The 18,796-nt window shown below is 64.5% G+C and carries 17 protein-coding genes; 3 read left to right on the top strand and 14 right to left on the bottom strand.

Going from position 1 to position 18,796, the window contains the following annotated elements:
* Positions 1-69: 69 nt before the first annotated feature.
* The 5 genes from CK221_RS07460 to CK221_RS07480 all read right to left on the bottom strand — a co-directional run bounded on the left by CK221_RS07460 (position 70) and on the right by CK221_RS07480 (position 3,723).
* Positions 70-822 (bottom strand): SDR family NAD(P)-dependent oxidoreductase, encoded by a 753-nt coding sequence (locus tag CK221_RS07460; protein WP_066994875.1) that lies wholly within the window; start codon positions 820-822, stop codon positions 70-72.
* Positions 823-875: 53 nt separating this feature from the next.
* On the bottom strand, positions 876-1,979 hold the full coding sequence (locus tag CK221_RS07465; RefSeq protein WP_066994203.1) for an AbrB family transcriptional regulator: 1,104 nt from the start codon (positions 1,977-1,979) through the stop codon (positions 876-878).
* A gap of 76 nt (positions 1,980-2,055) precedes the next feature.
* Positions 2,056-2,367, bottom strand: a complete 312-nt coding sequence (locus tag CK221_RS07470; RefSeq protein WP_066994206.1) for a putative quinol monooxygenase — start codon at positions 2,365-2,367, stop codon at positions 2,056-2,058.
* A 52-nt stretch (positions 2,368-2,419) separates the two neighbouring features.
* Positions 2,420-3,205 carry an SDR family oxidoreductase gene (locus tag CK221_RS07475; RefSeq protein WP_082980440.1) on the bottom strand — a complete coding sequence of 262 codons (786 nt, stop codon included), beginning with the start codon at positions 3,203-3,205 and terminating at the stop codon, positions 2,420-2,422.
* A gap of 83 nt (positions 3,206-3,288) precedes the next feature.
* Positions 3,289-3,723, bottom strand: a complete 435-nt coding sequence (locus CK221_RS07480) for a DsrE family protein (protein ID WP_095777271.1) — start codon at positions 3,721-3,723, stop codon at positions 3,289-3,291.
* Between the two features lie 107 nt (positions 3,724-3,830).
* Here CK221_RS07480 and CK221_RS07485 point away from each other — a divergent pair, with 107 nt between their 5' ends.
* On the top strand, positions 3,831-4,913 hold the full coding sequence (locus CK221_RS07485; protein WP_066994215.1) for a hypothetical protein: 1,083 nt from the start codon (positions 3,831-3,833) through the stop codon (positions 4,911-4,913).
* 262 nt (positions 4,914-5,175) lie between these two features.
* On the opposite strand, the gene CK221_RS07490 is transcribed toward CK221_RS07485, so the two are convergent.
* From CK221_RS07490 to CK221_RS07510, 5 genes are all read right to left on the bottom strand, one after another.
* Positions 5,176-6,123 carry a cation diffusion facilitator family transporter gene (locus CK221_RS07490; RefSeq protein ID WP_066994218.1) on the bottom strand — a complete coding sequence of 316 codons (948 nt, stop codon included), beginning with the start codon at positions 6,121-6,123 and terminating at the stop codon, positions 5,176-5,178.
* A 5-nt stretch (positions 6,124-6,128) separates the two neighbouring features.
* Complete coding sequence (locus CK221_RS07495) at positions 6,129-8,318, bottom strand: anthranilate synthase (protein ID WP_066994221.1); 2,190 nt, start codon at positions 8,316-8,318, stop codon at positions 6,129-6,131.
* A 235-nt stretch (positions 8,319-8,553) separates the two neighbouring features.
* Complete coding sequence (locus CK221_RS07500; protein ID WP_095777272.1) at positions 8,554-9,609, bottom strand: succinylglutamate desuccinylase/aspartoacylase family protein; 1,056 nt, start codon at positions 9,607-9,609, stop codon at positions 8,554-8,556.
* A gap of 153 nt (positions 9,610-9,762) precedes the next feature.
* Positions 9,763-11,139, bottom strand: coding sequence for an FAD-containing oxidoreductase (locus CK221_RS07505; protein WP_095777273.1), 1,377 nt, complete (start codon positions 11,137-11,139; stop codon positions 9,763-9,765).
* Positions 11,136-11,597 carry a DUF4126 family protein gene (locus CK221_RS07510; protein WP_095777368.1) on the bottom strand — a complete coding sequence of 154 codons (462 nt, stop codon included), beginning with the start codon at positions 11,595-11,597 and terminating at the stop codon, positions 11,136-11,138. The genes CK221_RS07505 and CK221_RS07510 overlap by 4 nt, the downstream gene beginning before the upstream one ends.
* Before the next feature lie 133 nt (positions 11,598-11,730).
* Here CK221_RS07510 and CK221_RS07515 point away from each other — a divergent pair, with 133 nt between their 5' ends.
* Positions 11,731-12,288, top strand: a complete 558-nt coding sequence (locus tag CK221_RS07515; protein ID WP_066994230.1) for a sugar O-acetyltransferase — start codon at positions 11,731-11,733, stop codon at positions 12,286-12,288.
* Here the strand turns inward: CK221_RS07515 and CK221_RS07520 are convergent.
* Complete coding sequence (locus CK221_RS07520) at positions 12,275-13,258, bottom strand: helix-turn-helix domain-containing protein (protein ID WP_095777274.1); 984 nt, start codon at positions 13,256-13,258, stop codon at positions 12,275-12,277. The two genes, CK221_RS07515 and CK221_RS07520, sit on opposite strands and share 14 nt — an antisense overlap.
* A gap of 127 nt (positions 13,259-13,385) precedes the next feature.
* Between CK221_RS07520 and CK221_RS07525 the strand changes: the two genes are divergently transcribed.
* Complete coding sequence (locus tag CK221_RS07525) at positions 13,386-14,027, top strand: cysteine hydrolase family protein (RefSeq protein ID WP_095777275.1); 642 nt, start codon at positions 13,386-13,388, stop codon at positions 14,025-14,027.
* 174 nt (positions 14,028-14,201) lie between these two features.
* Here the strand turns inward: CK221_RS07525 and CK221_RS07530 are convergent, their stop codons facing one another.
* The 3 genes from CK221_RS07530 to CK221_RS07540 all read right to left on the bottom strand — a co-directional run bounded on the left by CK221_RS07530 (position 14,202) and on the right by CK221_RS07540 (position 18,706).
* Positions 14,202-15,881, bottom strand: coding sequence for a formate--tetrahydrofolate ligase (locus tag CK221_RS07530; RefSeq protein WP_067326468.1), 1,680 nt, complete (start codon positions 15,879-15,881; stop codon positions 14,202-14,204).
* 377 nt (positions 15,882-16,258) lie between these two features.
* Positions 16,259-17,383, bottom strand: a complete 1,125-nt coding sequence (locus CK221_RS07535) for a DUF2333 family protein (RefSeq protein WP_095777276.1) — start codon at positions 17,381-17,383, stop codon at positions 16,259-16,261.
* Between the two features lie 15 nt (positions 17,384-17,398).
* Complete coding sequence (locus tag CK221_RS07540; RefSeq protein WP_095777277.1) at positions 17,399-18,706, bottom strand: DUF6638 family protein; 1,308 nt, start codon at positions 18,704-18,706, stop codon at positions 17,399-17,401.
* Positions 18,707-18,796 lie beyond the last annotated feature (90 nt).

An 18,796-nucleotide genomic window follows, 5' to 3' on the forward strand; every position in this document is an offset into this window, starting at 1 on the left:
CGTCGCGGGGTTGGCCGCCACCTCGGGTCATGTGGAATGGCGGCGTGGGCGCGCTGTCGCGATCCTCGCTCAGTAGGTCGCGCGCCCGCCGGACAGATCGAAGGTGGCGCCAGTGGTGAAGGAATTCTCGTCCGACAGCATGAAGGCGACCATAGCCGCAGCCTCCTCCACCTCGACGAATCGACCGCGCGGCACCTTGCTGAGCATATAGGTCACCTGGGCCTCGGTGAGCTGTTCGAGGATGCGGGTGCGGGCGGGCGAGGGGGTCAGCGCGTTGACGGCGATGTCGCGGCCGGCGAGTTCCTTGCCGAGCGACTTGGTCAGCGCAAGCACGCCGGCTTTGGCGGCCGAATAAGCGGCGGCGTTGGGATTGCCTTCCTTGCCGGCCACCGAAGCGACATTGACGATGCGGCCGTAGTTGCGCGCGATCATGCCGGGCACTAGGCGTCGGCAGCAGTAAAAGACGCCGTTGAGGTCGATTTCGATGATCTGCCGCCAGGCGGCGGGGTCATAGTCCACCACGGTCGCGGCTGGCCCGGCAATGCCGGCATTGTTGACAAGGAGATCGACAGGCCCGAGCGCCTGCTCGGTCTCGATGGCGGCGCGGTCGACGGCCTCGATCTGCGACTGGTCGCAAAGCAAGGCTTCGACCCGGCCCAAGGGAGCAAGCTCGGCCACAGCGCTCGCCATCGCGGCCTGGTCGATGTCCCAGATGGCGACGCTTGCGCCCGACGACAGCAGGCGTCGGGCGACCGCAAGGCCGATGCCTTGCGCGCCGCCCGTCACGACCCCGACGCGGCCAGAGAGATCGACAGCATTCAAACGACGGTTCATGGCCAATTCCTCTGCTTCTCCATGCACTTGGTTAGCGCGGATCAGTCCCTGACGTTTCGCGCCACAAGCTTGGCGACGCTTGGCCCAACAAGCAGCACGACGAGGAAACGGGCCGATTGCAGCGCCATGACGAAGGAGATGTCGACGTTCTGCGCGGCGGCGGCGATGATGGCGACGCTGTCCATGCCGCCGGGGCTGGTCGCCAGATAGGCGGTCAGCGGATCGATGCCGAGCACGCGGCTGATGACGAAAGCCATGCCGCCGCAGAAGGCGATCAGCGCTACGATCGAGGCGATGATCTGCGGCAGGGCGCGTGCCGCGTGGCGCAGGATCGGCCGGGTGAAGTTCAGCCCGATCGACCAGCCGACAATGGCGTAGCTGACGGCCAGCAGCCAGGGCGGCAATTGCATCGGCACGCTGAAGCCGAGATGGATTACCGCGCCAAAGATGAAGGTGCCAAGGAAGAAGGGCGAGGGCAGTCTGAGCAGCTTGCCGAGCAGGCCGCCGACGACCGCGATGCCAAGGGTGGCGCCAAAGGCCAATGGATCGATCGGCGGAAACCAGATGATGGGCGGCACTTCGACGCCCGACGTGTCGACCCACATCTTGGCGACGAGCGCCGCCGTCACCGAAACGAAGATGACGCGCAGATATTGCATGAAGGCGACGAGGCGCTGGTCGGCACCGAAGGCGCCGGCCATCAGCACCATGGCGGTGGCGGCGCCCGGCGAGGAACCCCAGACCGCCGTGGTGCCTGGCAGGATGCGCCAGCGACTGATCAGCCAGCCTAGCAGGCTGGAGGCGGTGAGCGTCGCCACCACCGTCCCGAAGAAGAGCGCCCATTCGGCGTAGAAGACCGGAAATATGTCGACCGAGATCGAATTCGCCACCAGGCAGCCGACCACGGCCTGAGCGGAACCGAACAGCGCGCGGGGTACGCGCACCGTGGCGCCGTTGGTGCCGGCCAGGATCGCGGCAAGCATCGGGCCGATCAGCAGCGCCGCAGGCAAGGCGGCCAATTCCAGCGCGCCGGCAAAGAGCAGCGAGAGCACCACCAGCGCCAGCCACTGCTGCAGCGGGCGCAATCGCGTCATGCGTTGAACAGACGGTTGCTCCAGTGACGGTCCTTCTGATGAAGAGTCCATATCCGGCTCTTAGCCCGGACACGGACAAATGCGAACCCATTTTCCCGCGGAAGTGCCGTTCGCGCCGGTCTCGTGCTCAGCTGCCCTTCTCGGAGGCCGGAAGGCCGAAGCCGCCGACAGGATGGGTCTCGACCTGGAATTCGAAGCCGGCGATGAAAGGACGCGCCTTGGCGATTGCCGCCTGGACTTCAGGCAATTGCAGGGACGCCTTATGGCTTGCCTGATCGGTCCACACTTCGGTGACCCAGATCGCGTCGGCATCGGCCGGATCGGTGGCGATGATGTAGCTCAGGCAGCCGGGCAGGGCACCGGTCGTCTCACGCAGCACGTCCATGACTGCATCGCGCTGGCCGCGTGCCGCCCGCATCTTGCCGATCAGTCCGAACATTCCCTTCCTCTCCCTCCAGGTTGCACGCTGAGCTGAGTATGCAATCGCCAGCTCACGGCATCAACTGGCCACCATTGACCTCGATCACCTGGCCGATGATGTAGCCGCTCAAGCGGTCGGAAGACAGGAACAGGTAAGCGCCGACGCAATCTTCGGCCGTTCCGGCGCGACCCTGCGGAATGGTGGCGACCATGCCCTTCATCTGCTCGGCGGTGGAATAGCGCTCGTGGAACGGGGTCAGGATGGTGCCGGGCGCCACGGCGTTGACGCGGATGCCGAAGCCGATCAACTCCTTGGCCATGCCGCGCGTCACGTTGGAGACGAAGGCCTTGGACGAGCCATAGAGGCCGGCGCCGCCGCCGGCGCCGTTGCGGGCGGCGATCGAGGTGGTGTTGATGATGAAGCCGCCCTGGCGCTTCAGCCATGGGATCGCTCTGCGCGAGGCCGTCAGCACCGAGCGCGCGTTGAGATCCATCACCGCATCGTAATGCGCCTCGGTCTGGTCGGCATAGGCAACGCGGCCGAGCATGCCGCCGGCATTGTTGACCAGCCCGTCGAGCCGGCCGAAATGTTCAGCGCTCTCCTCGACCACACGCTCGACGTCGGCGGGAACCGAAAAATCGCCCTGCGTCAAGAACACCTCGCCGCCGTCGTCGCGGATGGTTTTGGCGACCTCTTCGGCGGCTTCCCGGCTTGAATTGTAATGCAGCGCAACGCGGCATTTCTGCCGGGCATAGGCGAGGGCGAGGGCTGCTCCTATCCCGGTCGACGCGCCGGTGACCAGCACCGCCTTGCCGGCAAGATCGGGAATGACAAGCGTGGTCGGGTCAGTTGGCACGTCGATATCTCCAGGATTGCGCTGGCAATTGGTAGACGCTTCCCGGCCAGGTGTTCAAGTCAAGGCAAGATCAGGGCGCGAATTCAGGGCCGCAGATAGAAATAGCCCTGGCGCTGCAGCTCCGCGAGCTTGACCACCCCGCCTTTCTCCGCGACCTGGAAGCCGGCAAGCAGGTCGGTCAGTGCGATGTCCATGCCATGCATTGTGTTGCCGCAGGCCTGCGGAACAAGTCCCTGCTGGACGAGGCCGGCAAAGCGGCTGGAGGTCGCTCCGGAAGCGCTCTTTGCCTTGAAGGCCGCAAGCGCCGGCCCGTGCACGACCAGCACGACCTCGACATTGCCGCCGGTGCCCTCATAGTGGTTCTTGATGTTGCCGAGGACGAAGTTGACCTTGTCGGCGTCGCTGAGATGGTAGGCGACCTTCAGCCTGTCTTCGGCGGCGGCGGCGCTCGCCTGTCGCAGACCGAAAAAACCGCCCACTCCGGCAAGACCGGCGCGGAAAACGTCACGGCGCAGCATCGCATCCTCCTCGATCCGGCGGCCCTCGCAAGTTTGCGTGGCCCAGCCTTCGTGCCTAGACTAGCATGAATCGCAATCACGTCCTGTCGGTGCGAGGAGAGGATCACATGACGTCGAGGATGGTGGCAGGTGCGGTGCTGGGTGCCGCGCTGTTCTTTGCCGGCGCGGCGCTCGCAGATGATGCCCCCAAGCTGACCGAACTCAGCCCGAACGGCGCCGACGTCTGCTTCGGCCGGGTCTATGATGCCGCCCATCTCAAGGCGCATCCGCACCAGAAGGTGGCGCGCATCTTCTTCTACCATGGCCACGATCCGGTCAGCCGGCCGAACGAGGAGCCGAGCTCGATGTCCGACGCTGCCTATAACGGCTTTCTCACCACCACGGTGCGCGGCGCCAAGAAGCCGGAATGGGCGGCTGGCTGGTGCAACAAGGAGGATCCGAGCGACAAGGCGAGCGGCATTCGCTGCGGCATGGAATGCGACCGCACGCTCGCCTCGCTGAAAGTCGACGACAAGGGCCGGCTGATCCTCTCCAACGTGCAGCGTGACGTCTATCTCGACGCCGGCGCGGAGGAGGATCTCGGCAAGGCGAAATACAACGAGCAGGCGCTGGGCAGCGAAGACGATAATTTCCGTCTCGATCCGATGCCGGCCGACACCTGCAAGGCGGAGTTCGCGCGCATCGATCCGATCGACCCGGCGATCGGGGCCCCGCTGCGCGAGCGGCTGAAGCCGGACCAGCCCTTCTGCTACGGCCGCGACTATGACGACGCGCATCTGAAATCCCATCCGGACCAGATGACGCAGTCGATCCGCGTCTTCCGGGGGCCGATCGAGCTCGCTTCTTTCGCCGCCGGTGGCGATGCCGCCAACTGGCCAGACGGCGCCGACATCGCCATCTCGGTGACGACCAGGCAGAAAGAGGCCAAGGTTACGCAGACCTATTCCTGCCAGGGCGAGGCCGATCAGTGGCGCTGCTCGGCCAGCTCCAAGATGAGCGACTTTGCCTGCGACATCTCGCAGAAGGAGATATTTCTCAAGCGCGGCGCCAGCGGTACGATGCTACTGGCCAACCCCAACAATGCGCTCGCCATCATCGACCTCTGCTCGAAGATGGCGGGCGGCAAGACCAAGTCCGACGACAAGGTGTATAGGCTCAATCCGATGCCGCTGTCGGCCTGCACGCCGTGAGTGTGCCACTTCGTCACTCTAAAGTGTGGCGCTTCGTCATCCTATGGCGGAGCAAGGAGCGAAGCGACGCGGCGCAGCCATAGGATGCAGCCGTTATGCTAAGGCGTTGAAACGGTGCAGAATTCTGCTCCGCTGCATGCTTCGGCCAAGGTCACGACATGGGTCCCAGGGTCTCCGCGACGGAGCTTCGCTCCTGCTTCGCCCAGGGATGACGACACCGCGGAGGCCCGGCCAATTTTCCAAGGCGTGCCTGGAAATCGCTTCAGGCGAAAGGCACTGCCGCCGTGCCTTTCGGCAGCTTCGCCTCGTCGTCCGGCTCGACATGGATGGTGACGCGCACCGAAGGGATCTCGGCCTTCAGCGCGTCCTCGATGCGGTCGCAAATGACATGGCTGGCGCCGACCGTCATGTCGGCGTCGACGACGAGGTGGAACTCGATGAAGGTCGCTCGTCCGGCGATGCGGGTTTTCAGGTCATGCACCTCCAGCGCACCCTTCGAATTGGCCGAGATGATATCGCGGATCTGCATGTGCTCCTGGGTGTCGACGGCACGATCCATCAATCCGCTCAGCGACTCTCCGGTAAGCTTCCAGCCCTGATAGAGAATGTTCAGTGCAACAAGGAGCGCAAGCAGTGGGTCGAGGATATGCCATCCAGTCATCACCGCGGCGACGAGGCCCACGATGACGCCCACCGAGGTAAGCACGTCGGTCATGATGTGCTGGCCGTCCGCGACCAGGGCGGGCGACCGTTCGGTGCGGCCATTGCGGATCAGCACGAATGCCCAGACGGCATTGACGAGCGCCGCGCCGGCATTGATCGCCAAGCCCTGCCAGGGCTGTTCGAGCGATGCGGGGCTCTGCAGCGATTGCCACACCTTGGCGATGATCAGCAGCGCCGCAACGACGATCAGAACACCCTCGAGCACAGCAGAAAAATACTCGGCCTTGTGATGGCCGAAGGGATGGTCGCTATCGGCCGGCTTATGGCTGATGCGGATCGCCCAGAGAGCGGCTGCCGCAGTGATGACGTTGACGATGGATTCCAAAGCATCGGAATAGAGGGCTACGGAGCCGGTCATCTGCCAGGCAACGAATTTCAGCCCCATCACCAGGAAGGCGATGACGATCGACCAGAAAGCGAGGCTGGCGATCTTGCGCTTCGCGGCGGCTCTTGCGGCCGCCGTCGCCGTGTCTTCCACCGCGGCCATCGTTGCTAGGCAGCCTTTTCCTTGGCCTTGCGCGGCAGATGCGCAACGATGTTCTCGATGATGCGCATGCCGGCATTGTGGCCGAGCGTCATGATCGATTCCGGGTGGAACTGAACGGCGGCGATCGGCTCCTTGCGGTGCTCGAAGGCCATGATGACGCCGTCCTCGGTCTCGGCCGTCACCACGAAACCTTCGGGCAGGCGCACCGGATCGGCGAAGATCGAATGATAGCGGCCGACGGTCACTTCCTTGGGCAGCCCCGAGAAGATGATGCCCGGCTTCGAGACACGGATGCGCGAGGGCTTGCCGTGCATCGGAATGTGCAACTGCCGCAACTCGCCGCCATAGGCTTCGGCCAGCGCCTGCAGGCCGAGACAGACGCCGAAGACCGGCAGGTCGCGGGCGCGCGCTCGTCTGATGGTCGCGGCGCAATCGAAATCCTTCGGCGTACCCGGGCCGGGGGAGAGCACGACGAGATCGGGCTTCAGCCGCTCGAACACCTCTTCCGGCACCGGCGTGCGCACGGTGGAAACAGTGGCGCCGGTCTGGCGGAAGTAGTTGGCCAGCGTGTGGACGAAGGAGTCCTCGTGGTCGACGAGCAGGATGTTGACGCCGTCGCCGACGCGCGCGGTGGTGCGTTCGGTGCCTGCGGCGTTGCCGGTCTTGGCGTCGCGTATGGCGGAGAGCATGGCGGATGCCTTCAGTTCGGTTTCGGCTTCTTCTTCCTCAGGAACGCTGTCGAAAAGCAATGTGGCGCCGGCGCGCACTTCGGCGATACCGTCCTTGATGCGGATGGTGCGCAGCGTCAGCCCGGTGTTCATGTCGCCGTTGAAATTGACCATGCCGATCGCCCCGCCATACCAGGCGCGCGGGCTCTTTTCGTTCTGCTCGATGAAGCGCATGGCCCACAGCTTCGGCGCGCCGGTGACGGTGACCGCCCAGGCGTGCGACAGGAAGGCGTCGAAGGCGTCCATGCCTTCGCGCAGCCGTCCCTCGATGTGATCGACGGTGTGGATCAGGCGCGAATACATCTCGATCTGGCGGCGGCCGATGACGCGCACCGAGCCCGGCTCGCAGACGCGCGACTTGTCGTTGCGGTCGACGTCCGAGCACATGGTGAGCTCGGACTCGTCCTTCTTGGAGTTGAGCAGCTTGAGGATCTGCTCGCTGTCGGAGATGGCGTCGTCGCCGCGCTTGATGGTGCCGGAGATCGGGCAGGTCTCGACCCGACGGCCGTTGACGCGCACGAACATCTCCGGCGAGGCGCCGATCAGGTACTCGTTTTCGCCGAGATTGATGAAGAAGGAATAAGGTGAGGGGTTGATCGACTTCAGCTTGCGGGAAATCTCGGAGGGCTGGGTCTCGCAGCGCTCGTAGAACATCTGTCCAGGCACAACCTCGAACAGGTCGCCGCGCTTGAAGCTCTCCATCGCCCGGCGCACCAAATTGGCATATTCGCCGGGTTCGTGATCGCCGCGCGGCGGGATACGGTCGGCGGTCCTGAACGGCTCGACATGAGCATCGCGCACCAAGCCTTCCGTGGAAAACCCTTCGCCGGAATAGTCGTAGCGGTCGGTCCAGGCCTTGGTCGAATAGTGGTCGACGACGAGGATCTCGTCGGGCAGGAACAGCACCAGGTCGCGCTGGCTCTGCTTACGCTCGAGCTTGTAGTCGACCGGGTCGAACTGGAAGGCGAGATCGTAGCCGAAGGCGCCGTAAAGGCCGAGATTGGCGTCCTCGGCGGTCTTGAACAAAGCCGTGATGGCGCGCAGCACCGTGAAGACGGACGGCACGCGGCTGCGCTCCTCCTCGGTGAAGACGCGGCCGGGCTTGGCGACATCGAGGCGGATCAGCTTTCTCGAGCTCTCGGCAATCGCCACCTCGCTCAGCTCGCCAAGCGCCTTGCCGATCACCGGCAGCAGCACTTCGCCGCGCTGGTTGAGCGCCTCGATGCGCATGGCGCGGCCGCGCGCCGAGATCACCAGCGGCGGATCGATGATGGCCGTGTCCCAGCGCGTGTAACGGCCCGGATATTCGTAGTTCGAGGAGAACACCGCGCCGCGGCGGGAATTCAGGCCGTCGACATAGGCGTCGATCGCGCCTTCATAGGGCTGGTCATGGCGTTCGCGGGTGATCGTCACCCCGCCCGCGGTGACGAAGCGCTCCGCCCCGTTGTCCAGAACTGTAGTCGTCATTGCCGTCTCCACCAGCGTTTTGGGCAACGGACCCGGGAATGGCTTGAAAAAACAAATGGCCGCCCGGACATTCCGCTGCGGCCACCCTCATTTTCACGCATGCGCGTTCGAACCGGCCGCTGTCAGCGAGCCCACCACCAAACGGTCTTGTTCGAACGCATGTTCATGGCGACTCCCATAGCGGCGAATGACGGCCCGCGCAACTGGATTTCACGCGAACGGTAAAGCCGGCCCGTCAGTCCTCCAGCGTGCCGGAGCGCGCGTCGGCGCTCCTCTCGTCGCCGGCAAGCTTCAAAAGATCCTCGCCGGCGCGGATGATGCGGCGCGAACGACGGGTCAGGATGAAACCCGACTGGGGCGCGAACACCTCGGTGCGGCCGCCGGCTTCGCCGGGCGCATGGACGATCGTCGCCAGCCGGTCGCCCTTGTTGACGCGGTCGCCGGGCTTGACGTCGTAAAGGATGGCGCCGGCCTTGGGCGAAGGCATCATCTCGATGTTTTCCAGCGGTACGACGGCGCCGGAGAAGCTGCTCGCCTTCGGGACGGAAGGGTCCTGAATGACGCCGCGCGTCACCAGCAAGCGGTAGAGGCCGCCGGCATCGGAGGCGGCCAAGCCGCTGTCGACATCCAGCATGCCGCGATATTCGACCGTGGTGGCGACGCGCCGGTCGAAGCGCGCGACGCTCGCAGGCACATTTTGATAGGGCATGATCGAGGCGCCCTCGAAGGTGCCGCTACTGTCCTCGCTCCACAGCAAGACGGCATCGATGCCCATCGCAGCCGCGCAGTCGGCCATATGCGGCCACAGGCTGGTGTGAATGTAGAGATAGGCAAGGCCTTCATCGTCGCAGTGGAGATCGAGCACGATGTCGTTGCCGAGCGAGAGTTCGACGAGCCGCTTCTTCAGCCGGCGGTCGGCGCCGCCGAGGTTGACATCCGCTAAAAGCCTGGCGTCCGGCGCGGCAAGCAGCGGGAAGGCACGGTTGAAGTTGGTGCGGGTGCCGAGATTGAAGCGGCCCTGGTGCTCGCCGAAATGGTATTGCGCCCGACCGATTGGATTGGCCCAGGGCACCAACGTGATGGCGCCTCTAATGCGGCCTTCCGCTTCCGCCTTGGCAAGCATCGGCATCAGCGCGTCGATGGCGACGACACCCGGCAATTCTCCGGCATGAAGCGCCGCCTGCAGATAGACCGAGGGCGCCGACTTGTCCGTGCCCTCGAAGCGGAAAACTGGGAACTCATAAGCAACGCCTTCGCTGTCGCCTGCGATGCGCTCGATGGTCTTTTGCATGGGGTTCCTCCGGTGGGTGGCCAGACATGCATGGTTACGGCCAGGGTGTCAGTGGTCCAGTCCGCCCGCGCGATAGGCGCAAGCCGACCGTCGGACGCCTTGAGCACTGTTTGCCAAGATCGAGAAGCCCCGACGTGGAGCGGCGATCTGCCGTTACGCCAGCGGCTTCAAGTCCTGGGCGATGGTCGGCAGAAGCTCCGAGACGTTGGGGTGGATGTGCATGGCGCGCGCCAGCGTCGAGATCGGCGCCTTGGCATACATCAGGTCGAGCACAGAGTGGATCGCCTCGTCGCCGCCCGGTCCGAGCACCGAACAGCCGAGGATCTCGCCGGTGTCGGCGTCGGCCAGGATCTTCATGAAGCCTTGCGTCTCGCCCTTTTCGACGGCGCGGCCGACACGGGTCATCGGCCGCTGGCCGACAAGCGCGCGGCGGCCGGATTTCTTGACAGCGGTCTCGGTCATGCCGCAGCGGCCGAGCGGCGGATCGATGTAGAGCGCATAGGCCTCGATGCGGTCGCTGACCTTGCGCGGATCGTTGTCGAGCAGATTGGCGGCGACGATCTCGTAGTCGTTGTAGGAGGTGTGGGTGAAGGCGCCCTTGCCGTTGCAGTCGCCCATGGCCCAAATGCCGGGCACATTGGTGCGCAACTGGTCGTCGACGACGATGTAGCCGCGCTTGTCGACCTCGACGCCGGCCTTGTCGAGGCCGAGGTCGTCGGTGTTGGGGACGCGGCCGAGTGCCAGCAGCACATGCGAGCCGACCGCCGGCGGCTTGCCGGCAGAGAAGGTCACGGCGATACCGTTGCCCTGCCTGGCAAAGCCGATGTCCTCCGCGCCGACATGGACGGTGACGCCTTCGTTTTCGAGGATGGACTGGATCGCGGCCGAGACGTCCTCGTCCTCGCGGCCGGTCAGCCGCGGCGCTTTCTCGATCACCGTGACCTCGGAGCCGAAACGGCGGAACATCTGGGCGAATTCGAGCGAGATATAGCTGCCGCCGACGACGACCAGATGGCTGGGCAGCACATCGAGATCCATCATCGAGGAGTTGGTGAGATAGGGGACGTCGTTGACGCCGGTCAGGTCCGGCACGGAGGCCCGGCCGCCGGTGTTGAGGAAGATTTTTGGCGCGGTCAGCAGGTCGTCGGCGACGCGCACTGTATTAGCGGATTCGAATCTGGCATGGCCGCGATAAAGCGTGCAGCCCTTCATCCCCGCGATCCAGCTTTCGAGATTGCCGCGGGCGTCATTGGTCACCTTGTCCTTGCGTGCCTTGATTCTTTGATAGTCGACCCCGACCGGACCGGAGAGCGCGACGCCATAGTCGGCGGCGCGGCGGGCAAGATGCGCGGCGTAGGCGCTCGCCACCATCGCCTTGGTCGGCATGCAGCCGGTGTTGACACAGGTTCCGCCAATAAGCTTGCGCTCGATCAGCGCAACGCTCATGCCGGCGGCGTCGAGCCGGCCGGCGAGCGAAGGGCCGGCCTGGCCGGCGCCGATGACGATGGCGTCGAAGTTTTTCGCGCTCATGCGACCGCCGCCACGATCAGCAGGCCGCCGATGATCGCCACCGCGTCCTCGATGAAGGCGGCGGGCGGATCCTTGCCGAAGGCGGCAGCCATCCTGGCGCGTGCTTCCGCGCCGCCCAGCGTGCCGATCACCGCGCCGATCGCGCCGGCGATGAGGCCGCCGATGGTGGCGCCGACCGTGGCGCCGATCACCGCGCCGCAGAAGGCGCCCGTGACGATGCGCGCGCCGAACTGCTGCGGCACCTTGCGGCTCGGCGTCGACGGCAACTGGTCGGTGACGAGTTCGACAATCGCCAGGACGGTGAAGATGCCGACCGCGATCCAGTGGCTCATGAAGCTTGCCCAGGTGCCGGCAACCGGGATCCAGCCGAGATACGAACCCCAGGCAACGACGGCCGGCGCGGTCATGGCGCGAAGGCCGGCGACGACGCCAATCAGCAATGCCAGAATGTAGAGCATCATCACCCCCTCAAATTCGGAGCCCCGCACGGCTCCGCGGATGGCAAGCTAGCATAGGCCTGGCGTTTGGCCATGGGCTTTTCCGGTCGGGCGGATTGTGCTTTGGCAGCGGGACGGGAATGGAGGAGCAGCCATGACGACAAGCGAGCGCATGAAGATGGCGGCGGGTGAATGGTACAGCTGCATCGACCCGGAGCTGGAGGCGATGCGGGTGGCCGCCCGCGACGCAGTGTTCGAGCACAACAGCATGCCGCCCCGGCAGCGCGGCGACATCGGCGCGGCCCTGCAAGCGCTGCTCGGCGGCCTAGGCGAGGGCGCGCGCATCGAGGCGCCGTTCCACTGCGCTTACGGCTTCAACCTGTTCCTCGGCGAGGGCGCCTTCCTGAACGCCGGTTGCACCATTCTCGATACCGCTCCGGTGAAGATCGGCAGGAGGACGCTGCTTGGCCCCAATGTGCAGATCTATTGCGCCGAGCATCACCGCGAGGCCGCCGGGCGGCTGGCCGGATTGGAGATCGCCAAATCGGTGACGATCGGCGACAACGCGTGGATCGGCGGCAGCGCGGTGATCCTCGCCGGCGTCAGCATCGGCGAAGGCGCCATCGTCGGCGCCGGCGCGGTGGTGACGCGCGACGTGCCTGCCAATGCGACCGTGGTCGGCAACCCGGCGCGGGTGGTTACACGCTGCTGATGGCGACCTGTGCGCCGCCCTTCGAGAATTCGCGCCGGTACTGCATCGGGGAGGTTCTGAGCCGCGCCGCGAAATGCTGGCGCAGCGACGTGGCGCTGCCGAAGCCGGCCTCGAAGGCCACCATGTCCATCGACTTGTCGGTCTGTTCCAGCAGCCTCTGCGCCAGCGCCACGCGCTGTTCGGCCAGCCAGTTACCGAAGCTGGTGCCGGTCGTCTTCTGGAAGCGACGCGTGAAGGTGCGGCGGGTGAGGCCAGCTGATTCGGCGACGCTGTCCAGGGTGTGAGCTTCGCCAAGCGTTGCCCGCACCCCGTCAAGTGCCTTTGTGAACCGGTCGGCGTTTGGCGTCGGCGCGAGCGGGCGCTCGATGAACTGAGCCTGTCCGCCCTGCCGGTGCGGCGACAGCACGACGTGGCGGGCGAGCCGAAGCGCTGCCTCGGCGCCGTAGCGGGCGCGCACAATGTGCAGGCAGCAGTCCAGCCCGGCGGCGACGCCGGCCGAGGTAACGATGTCGCCTTCATCGACATAGAGCACGTCGGCATCGACGGCGATATCGGGGTGCAGCGTCTGCAACTGGTCGGTATGGGCCCAATGGGTGGTGGCCTTGCGTCCCGCCAGCAGTCCGGCGGCGGCGATGGCGAAGGTGCCGAGGCAGAGGCCGACGATCAGCGCGCCGCGCTTATGTGCCCGTTCGAGCGCATGCTTGAGCGCCGCGGCCAGAGGAGCATCGAGATCTTTCCAGCTTGGGATGATGACGATGTCGGCCTGGTCGAGCGCCGAAAGATCGTGCGGGACCGAAATGCTCAAACCGGCATCGGTATGGATAGGTCCTTGCTCCGCCGCGCAAACGCGGAAGTCGAAGCGCGGCAGACCGAGCTTGGTGCGGTCCGTGCCGAAGACCAGGCAAGGCACGGAAAGGTGGAACGGGCTGATGCCGTCGAAGGCGACGACGGCGACGATCGGATTGCGCATGGCAGACATCACCAGGTTACGGCAAAGAGTGTCCCAATTCTTTCGAATAATGTCAATTGGGCCACTTTCTGGGAATAGATGCTCGGCCTAGCTTCGCCACCTATCAACCCGCTCGAAAGGAACCTCCATGTCAGCACCAGCCACCCAGCCACGCCGCGCACTCGTCGTCGTCGATGTCCAGAACGACTACAATGGCGGCAATCTCGCCATCCAGCATCCGCCCTTCGCCGACAGCGTCGCCAACGTGGCGCGCGCCATGGACGCCGCCAATGCTGCCGGGATCAAGGTCGTTGTCGTGAAGCAGATGGCGCCGGAGACTTCGCCGATCTTCGCCGAGGGCAGCCATGGCGGCGAACTGCATCCCGAGATCGCCGGGCGCGCCCGCGACCACTATGTCGAGAAGACGCTGCCCTCCGCCTTCACGGGAACCGACCTCAAGAACTGGCTGCGCGCCAACCACATCGATACGATCGCGGTCGTCGGCTACATGACGCATAATTGCGACCTGTCGACCATCATCCATGCGGTGCATATGGGCTTTGCCGTCGAGTTCCTCTCGGATGCCAGCGGCTCGGTTCCCTACGCCAACAGCGCCGGCTACGCGTCTGCCGAAGACATCCATCGCGTGGTGAGCGTGGTGCTGCAGTCGCGCTTCGCCGCGGTGCTCAAGACCGCCGAATGGATCGATTGCCTGAAGACCGGCGCCCTGCCGGAGCGCGACACGATCTATGCGTCGAACCAGCGGGCGCTGAAGCGGAACGCTGCCTAAAGCGTTCACCGTTTCACGGAAACGGCGAAATGCTCTGGCTTTTTGTTTTTGACGCAATTCCGGACGGAAAACCGCTCACACTTTTCCTGGAACTGCTCTAGCCGCACCAACTCCGAAAGAAAAAGGGCGCCGCAGCAGTGCGGCGCCCTTGGTCGTTTCAGCTCCCAACGCTGCCTAGAACAGGCCCTCGATCTGGCCCTGCTCATTGAGGAAGATCTTCTCCGAGGAGGGCGACTTGGGCAGGCCGGGCATGGTCATGATCTCGCCGCAGATGATGACGACGAAGCCGGCGCCGGCCGAGAGCCTGACCTCGCGCACCGGCACGGTATGGCCGGTCGGCGCGCCGCGCAGGTTCGGGTCGGTCGAGAAGGAGTACTGGGTCTTGGCCATGCAGACCGGCAGATTGCCGTAGCCTGCCTGTTCCCACGCATGCAACTGGTCGCGGATCGACTTGTCGGCGATCGCCTCGTCGCCGCGATAGATGCGCTTGACGATGGTGTTGACCTTCTCGAACAGCGGCATCTCGTCCGGGTAAAGCGGCGAGAACTGCGAGGCGCCGGATTCGGCGATCTCGACAACCTTCTTCGCCAGGTCCTCGATGCCGGCCGAGCCTTGAGCCCAGTGCTTGCACAGGATCGCCTCGGCGCCCTGCGCCTTGACGAAGTCCTTCATCGCCTGGATTTCGGCGTCGGTGTCGGTGGTGAAGTGGTTGATCGCCACCACCGCCGGCACGCCGAACTGCTTCACGTTCTCGATGTGACGGCCGAGGTTGAGGCAGCCCTTCTTGACCGCTTCGATGTTTTCCTTGCCGAGATCTTCCTTCTTGACGCCGCCATTCATCTTCATGGCGCGCACGGTGGCGACGATCACGGCGGCCGCCGGCTGGAGCCCGGCCTTGCGGCACTTGATGTCGAAGAATTTTTCGGCTCCCAGGTCGGCGCCGAAGCCGGCTTCGGTCACGACGTAGTCGGCAAGCTTCAGCGCCGTCGTGGTGGCGACGACCGAGTTGCAGCCATGCGCGATGTTGGCGAACGGGCCGCCATGCACGAAGGCCGGGTTGTTCTCCAGCGTCTGCACCAGGTTGGGCTGGATGGCGTCCTTCAAAAGCACGGCCATGGCGCCGTCGGCCTTGAGATCGCGGGCATAGACCGGCGACTTGTCGCGGCGGTAGGCGACGATGATATCGCCGAGGCGCTTCTCGAGATCCTTGAGGTCGGTGGCAAGGCACAGGATCGCCATGACTTCCGAAGCGACGGTGATGTCGAAGCCGGCCTCACGGGGGAAGCCGTTGGCGACGCCGCCCAGCGAGCAGATGATCTCGCGCAGCGCCCGGTCGTTCATGTCCATGACGCGGCGCCAGGCGACGCGACGGGTATCGATGCCGAGCTCGTTGCCCCAGTAGATGTGGTTGTCGATCAGCGCCGAAAGCAGGTTGTGGGCCGTGGTGATGGCGTGGAAGTCGCCGGTGAAGTGGAGGTTCATATCGTCCATCGGCACCACCTGGGCCAGGCCGCCGCCGGCGGCGCCACCCTTCATGCCGAAGTTCGGGCCGAGCGAGGCTTCGCGGATGCACACGATCGCCTTCTTGCCGATGCGGTTGAGGCCGTCGCCGAGGCCGACCGTGGTGGTCGTCTTGCCTTCGCCGGCCGGCGTCGGGTTGATGGCGGTGACGAGGATCAGCTTGCCGTCCTTGTTGCCCCGCACCGATTTGATGAATTCGGCCGAGACCTTCGCCTTGTCGTGGCCATAGGGCAGCAGGTGCTCGTAAGGGATGCCGATCTTGGCGCCGATCTCCTGGATCGGTTTCTTCCTGGCGGCGCGCGCGATCTCGATGTCGGACTTCACTTCGGCCATGACGGCTTTCCTCTGGATTGGGCGGTGGAGGGGAGGGGTTCGATCACTACAGCAATTCCAGGAAAAGTGTGAGACGGTCTGCCGTCCGGAATTGCGTTAAAACGAGGAAACAGGGCGGTTCTGCGTTTCCGCCCGGACGCAAGGGCATGTTCTAACCCTATCGCTGTCACGGCGTCAACTTTCATGCAACTATGTTTCCTGCGAAGAAATTATTGCGTTCCCGGCCGACCTTCCCAAGGGTCTTTGGCGCCCGGTCGTTGCGAGCGTATAGAAGCCAGAGCAGGGATCGTTCCGCCGTCTCAAAACAGCCGCGCAATGCACGGAATGCGACAGACGCGACGACGCAAATCCGCCACCCTCCTGCTGTGGCGGCAGCGCTATTGGCTGAGCACGTTGCTGATCTCGACCATGTTGGAGCGCACGCGCAGGATATAGAAGCCCATGGTCGTCAGATGCGTCGGCAACAGCCAGCCGTCCTCGCGGCCGTTGGCGATGATGAAGGGCTGGATGCGCAGTGCCGAGACGAATTGCGCGTCCATGGTGTCCCACAAATTCTGCAGGTGCTTTTCCTTGATCACGTCCTCGAAGTCGGCCTGCGCCGCTTTCATCAGGCCGTAATAGGCGTAGAGCTGGCCATAGGCGAACCAGAAGCGGTCGTCGGCGCGGAAGTCGAACCAGCCGTCATTATGGTTCTCGGCGCGCTCCTTCAAGATCGCGGAGGTCGAGCCGATGTCGCTGGCGATGCGGTCGATATATTGCTTCAGATTGTCGGCGCGGGCATCGAACGTCGCCTGACAGCTGGCAAGGCGAGCGTTGAAGGAGCGCAGCTTGCGCACGGCGTCGCGGTAGTAGCTCGGCGTCGGCGTCTTGGGACCGAACGGGTTGAGGCCGAAATACCAGGTCTCTTCGTCGAATTGCAGATTGCCGCGTGCATCCTGCAGGTCGGCGTCGATCTGCGAGGTGGTGCGCACGCGGCCGAGATTGTCGGCAAGCTCGGTGGCGGTGCGCCGGACCGCCTGGTTGATGCCGCGCTGAAAAGAGGCCTTGTTGTCCATCCACGGCGTATGGTCCCAGTCGATGCCGAACAAGCCGAGCTTGTAAAGGATCATCGAGGAGACCCAGGCATTCTGGTTGACGTTGAAGTCCGTCAGATCGGCAGCCACCTGGGCTATCCCTGAGTTGCCGCAGGTCTTGGCGGTGTCGGTGCCAGCGCCGGCGGAGACCTGCTCGCCGGCCGAGACGCTGCGCTTCTCGAAGGTGTATTTGTCAGGATAGTTCGGGTCGAAATTGTTCCACCACTGGGTGGCGTAGAAGAAGTTGGCGTAAAGGCCGATCAAAACCAGCAAGGCAAGGCCGACCACCGCCTTCAGGATCCAGCCGCGCTGGCCGTACCAGCGGCCGGCCCATATGAACGGCCAGAGAATAATGCCGACGACGAAGCCTATGCCGCGGCCGATCCACTGGAAAATCCGGGTGAAGAAACTCACGATCGGATCAAGCATGGCTCTCGTTCCCCCTCAGTCCGTCAAGCCGTAAAGGCGCGCGCGGAATGCCGCCTTGTCCTTCAAATATGTGGTTTTCAGAACGTCCACAACATGCGATCGCCATGCATCGCTGAAGCCGTCGAAGTCCTTGTAGAAGCCCGGTTTATTGAAGACGTAGCGCGAGACGAAGTCCTGCGGCACGAAATCCGAGATCAACTGATTGGTGAGCCAAGCATCGGGATGATCGGGCTTGGCGCGCACAACCAGGAAGCGCTGGCGCGGCGGCACATCTTCAAGCTTGAGGTGGCCGAACTGGGCGATCTCGCGCTTGGCGGCGTTGAGGAAGGGGAAATTGCCGTCGCTGGCAATCAGGTCGGCATGGCTGTGGATCCAGGTCTGCAGCCAGACCTTGTCGACGTCCGTCAGGTTGCGGTTGGGCTCGGCATCGCGGATCAGCGCCCGAACCACCATCTCGGCGCGGTGCTCCAGATAACCCGAGGTCTCGATCCAGGAAGCGCGCGGCAGGTCAAGACGGCCGGTGGCGGCGAGGAAGCGGAACACCCTGTCGGCGTCGTTGATCGACAGATAGCTCACCTGCCAGGGCCGCGAGCGGCGGAAGCCGGGCGCAGCCGGATCGCTGATCACCGTCGTCATGTCGGGGTCGACGAAGACGTAGAGCCCGCCGAAATGGCTGGTCCAGTAGGCGTTGTGGCGGAAGATCACCTGATCGGGCACCAGCGCGTTCTCGCGGATGTCGCCGCAGACCTTGGCGAGGCCGACCATGCGCTCGAGCATGGCGTTGTCGCGCCAGGCGTCGGGCTCCTGCTTCAGCCGGTCGACCAGCTTGCCGAGCTCGGCCGCCTTGCCGAGCACGTCCTCGGCCGACAAAACCTTGAACTCGACCTGATTGATCGACAGCAGGTCCTCGATGTCGTCGACCTTGGGGACGGAGTCCTCGATCTCGCCGTAGATGACGTCCTTGATGGTCAGCGCGTCGATGGCACGCTGGTTCTTGGACATGAACTCGAACATCAGCTGCGAGGTGTTGGAGAAGGCGGTGTGCACGACCGGCAAATCGATCTGCGACGGGGTCAGGATGATGAAGCGGCGGTTGACCTCGTTGGGATCGAGATAGCCGTAATCGCCGCATTCCTCGGCCACCTCGGGCGAGAAACCGGTGCGGTCGATCTGGAAGCTCGTCAGCTTGGTCGGCTCGAGGCCGAAGGCGACGAGAGCCTTGTTGTAGCGCTGGATGAGATGCGGCTCATCGACGACGAGCAGCCTGCCATAGATCAGCTCGTTGTCGCGCAGAAGGTCGGGCTTTTTGGCGGGACGGGTCATTGGCAAAGGTCCGACGGATGTAGCCTCGAAAGGCGAAGCGGCGACGCCGACGCCCCCCTCTCCCCCGTGAAGGACGGGGAGAGGGAGGCG

It is taken from the genome of Mesorhizobium sp. WSM3868, from assembly GCF_002294785.1.
In the GTDB taxonomy this organism is placed as follows: Bacteria; Pseudomonadota; Alphaproteobacteria; order Rhizobiales; family Rhizobiaceae; genus Mesorhizobium.

Coding starts and splice junctions, on each gene's coding strand:
- CK221_RS07465 (WP_066994203.1), bottom strand. CDS start 1,979: ATGGACTCTTCATCAGAAGGACCGTCACTGGAGCAACCGTCTGTTCAA.
- CK221_RS07470 (WP_066994206.1), bottom strand. CDS start 2,367: ATGTTCGGACTGATCGGCAAGATGCGGGCGGCACGCGGCCAGCGCGAT.
- CK221_RS07480 (WP_095777271.1), bottom strand. CDS start 3,723: ATGCTGCGCCGTGACGTTTTCCGCGCCGGTCTTGCCGGAGTGGGCGGT.
- CK221_RS07485 (WP_066994215.1), top strand. CDS start 3,831: ATGACGTCGAGGATGGTGGCAGGTGCGGTGCTGGGTGCCGCGCTGTTC.
- CK221_RS07490 (WP_066994218.1), bottom strand. CDS start 6,123: ATGGCCGCGGTGGAAGACACGGCGACGGCGGCCGCAAGAGCCGCCGCG.
- CK221_RS07495 (WP_066994221.1), bottom strand. CDS start 8,318: ATGACGACTACAGTTCTGGACAACGGGGCGGAGCGCTTCGTCACCGCG.
- CK221_RS07500 (WP_095777272.1), bottom strand. CDS start 9,609: ATGCAAAAGACCATCGAGCGCATCGCAGGCGACAGCGAAGGCGTTGCT.
- CK221_RS07505 (WP_095777273.1), bottom strand. CDS start 11,139: ATGAGCGCGAAAAACTTCGACGCCATCGTCATCGGCGCCGGCCAGGCC.
- CK221_RS07510 (WP_095777368.1), bottom strand. CDS start 11,597: ATGCTCTACATTCTGGCATTGCTGATTGGCGTCGTCGCCGGCCTTCGC.
- CK221_RS07515 (WP_066994230.1), top strand. CDS start 11,731: ATGACGACAAGCGAGCGCATGAAGATGGCGGCGGGTGAATGGTACAGC.
- CK221_RS07520 (WP_095777274.1), bottom strand. CDS start 13,258: ATGCGCAATCCGATCGTCGCCGTCGTCGCCTTCGACGGCATCAGCCCG.
- CK221_RS07525 (WP_095777275.1), top strand. CDS start 13,386: ATGTCAGCACCAGCCACCCAGCCACGCCGCGCACTCGTCGTCGTCGAT.
- CK221_RS07530 (WP_067326468.1), bottom strand. CDS start 15,881: ATGGCCGAAGTGAAGTCCGACATCGAGATCGCGCGCGCCGCCAGGAAG.
- CK221_RS07535 (WP_095777276.1), bottom strand. CDS start 17,383: ATGCTTGATCCGATCGTGAGTTTCTTCACCCGGATTTTCCAGTGGATC.
- CK221_RS07540 (WP_095777277.1), bottom strand. CDS start 18,706: ATGACCCGTCCCGCCAAAAAGCCCGACCTTCTGCGCGACAACGAGCTG.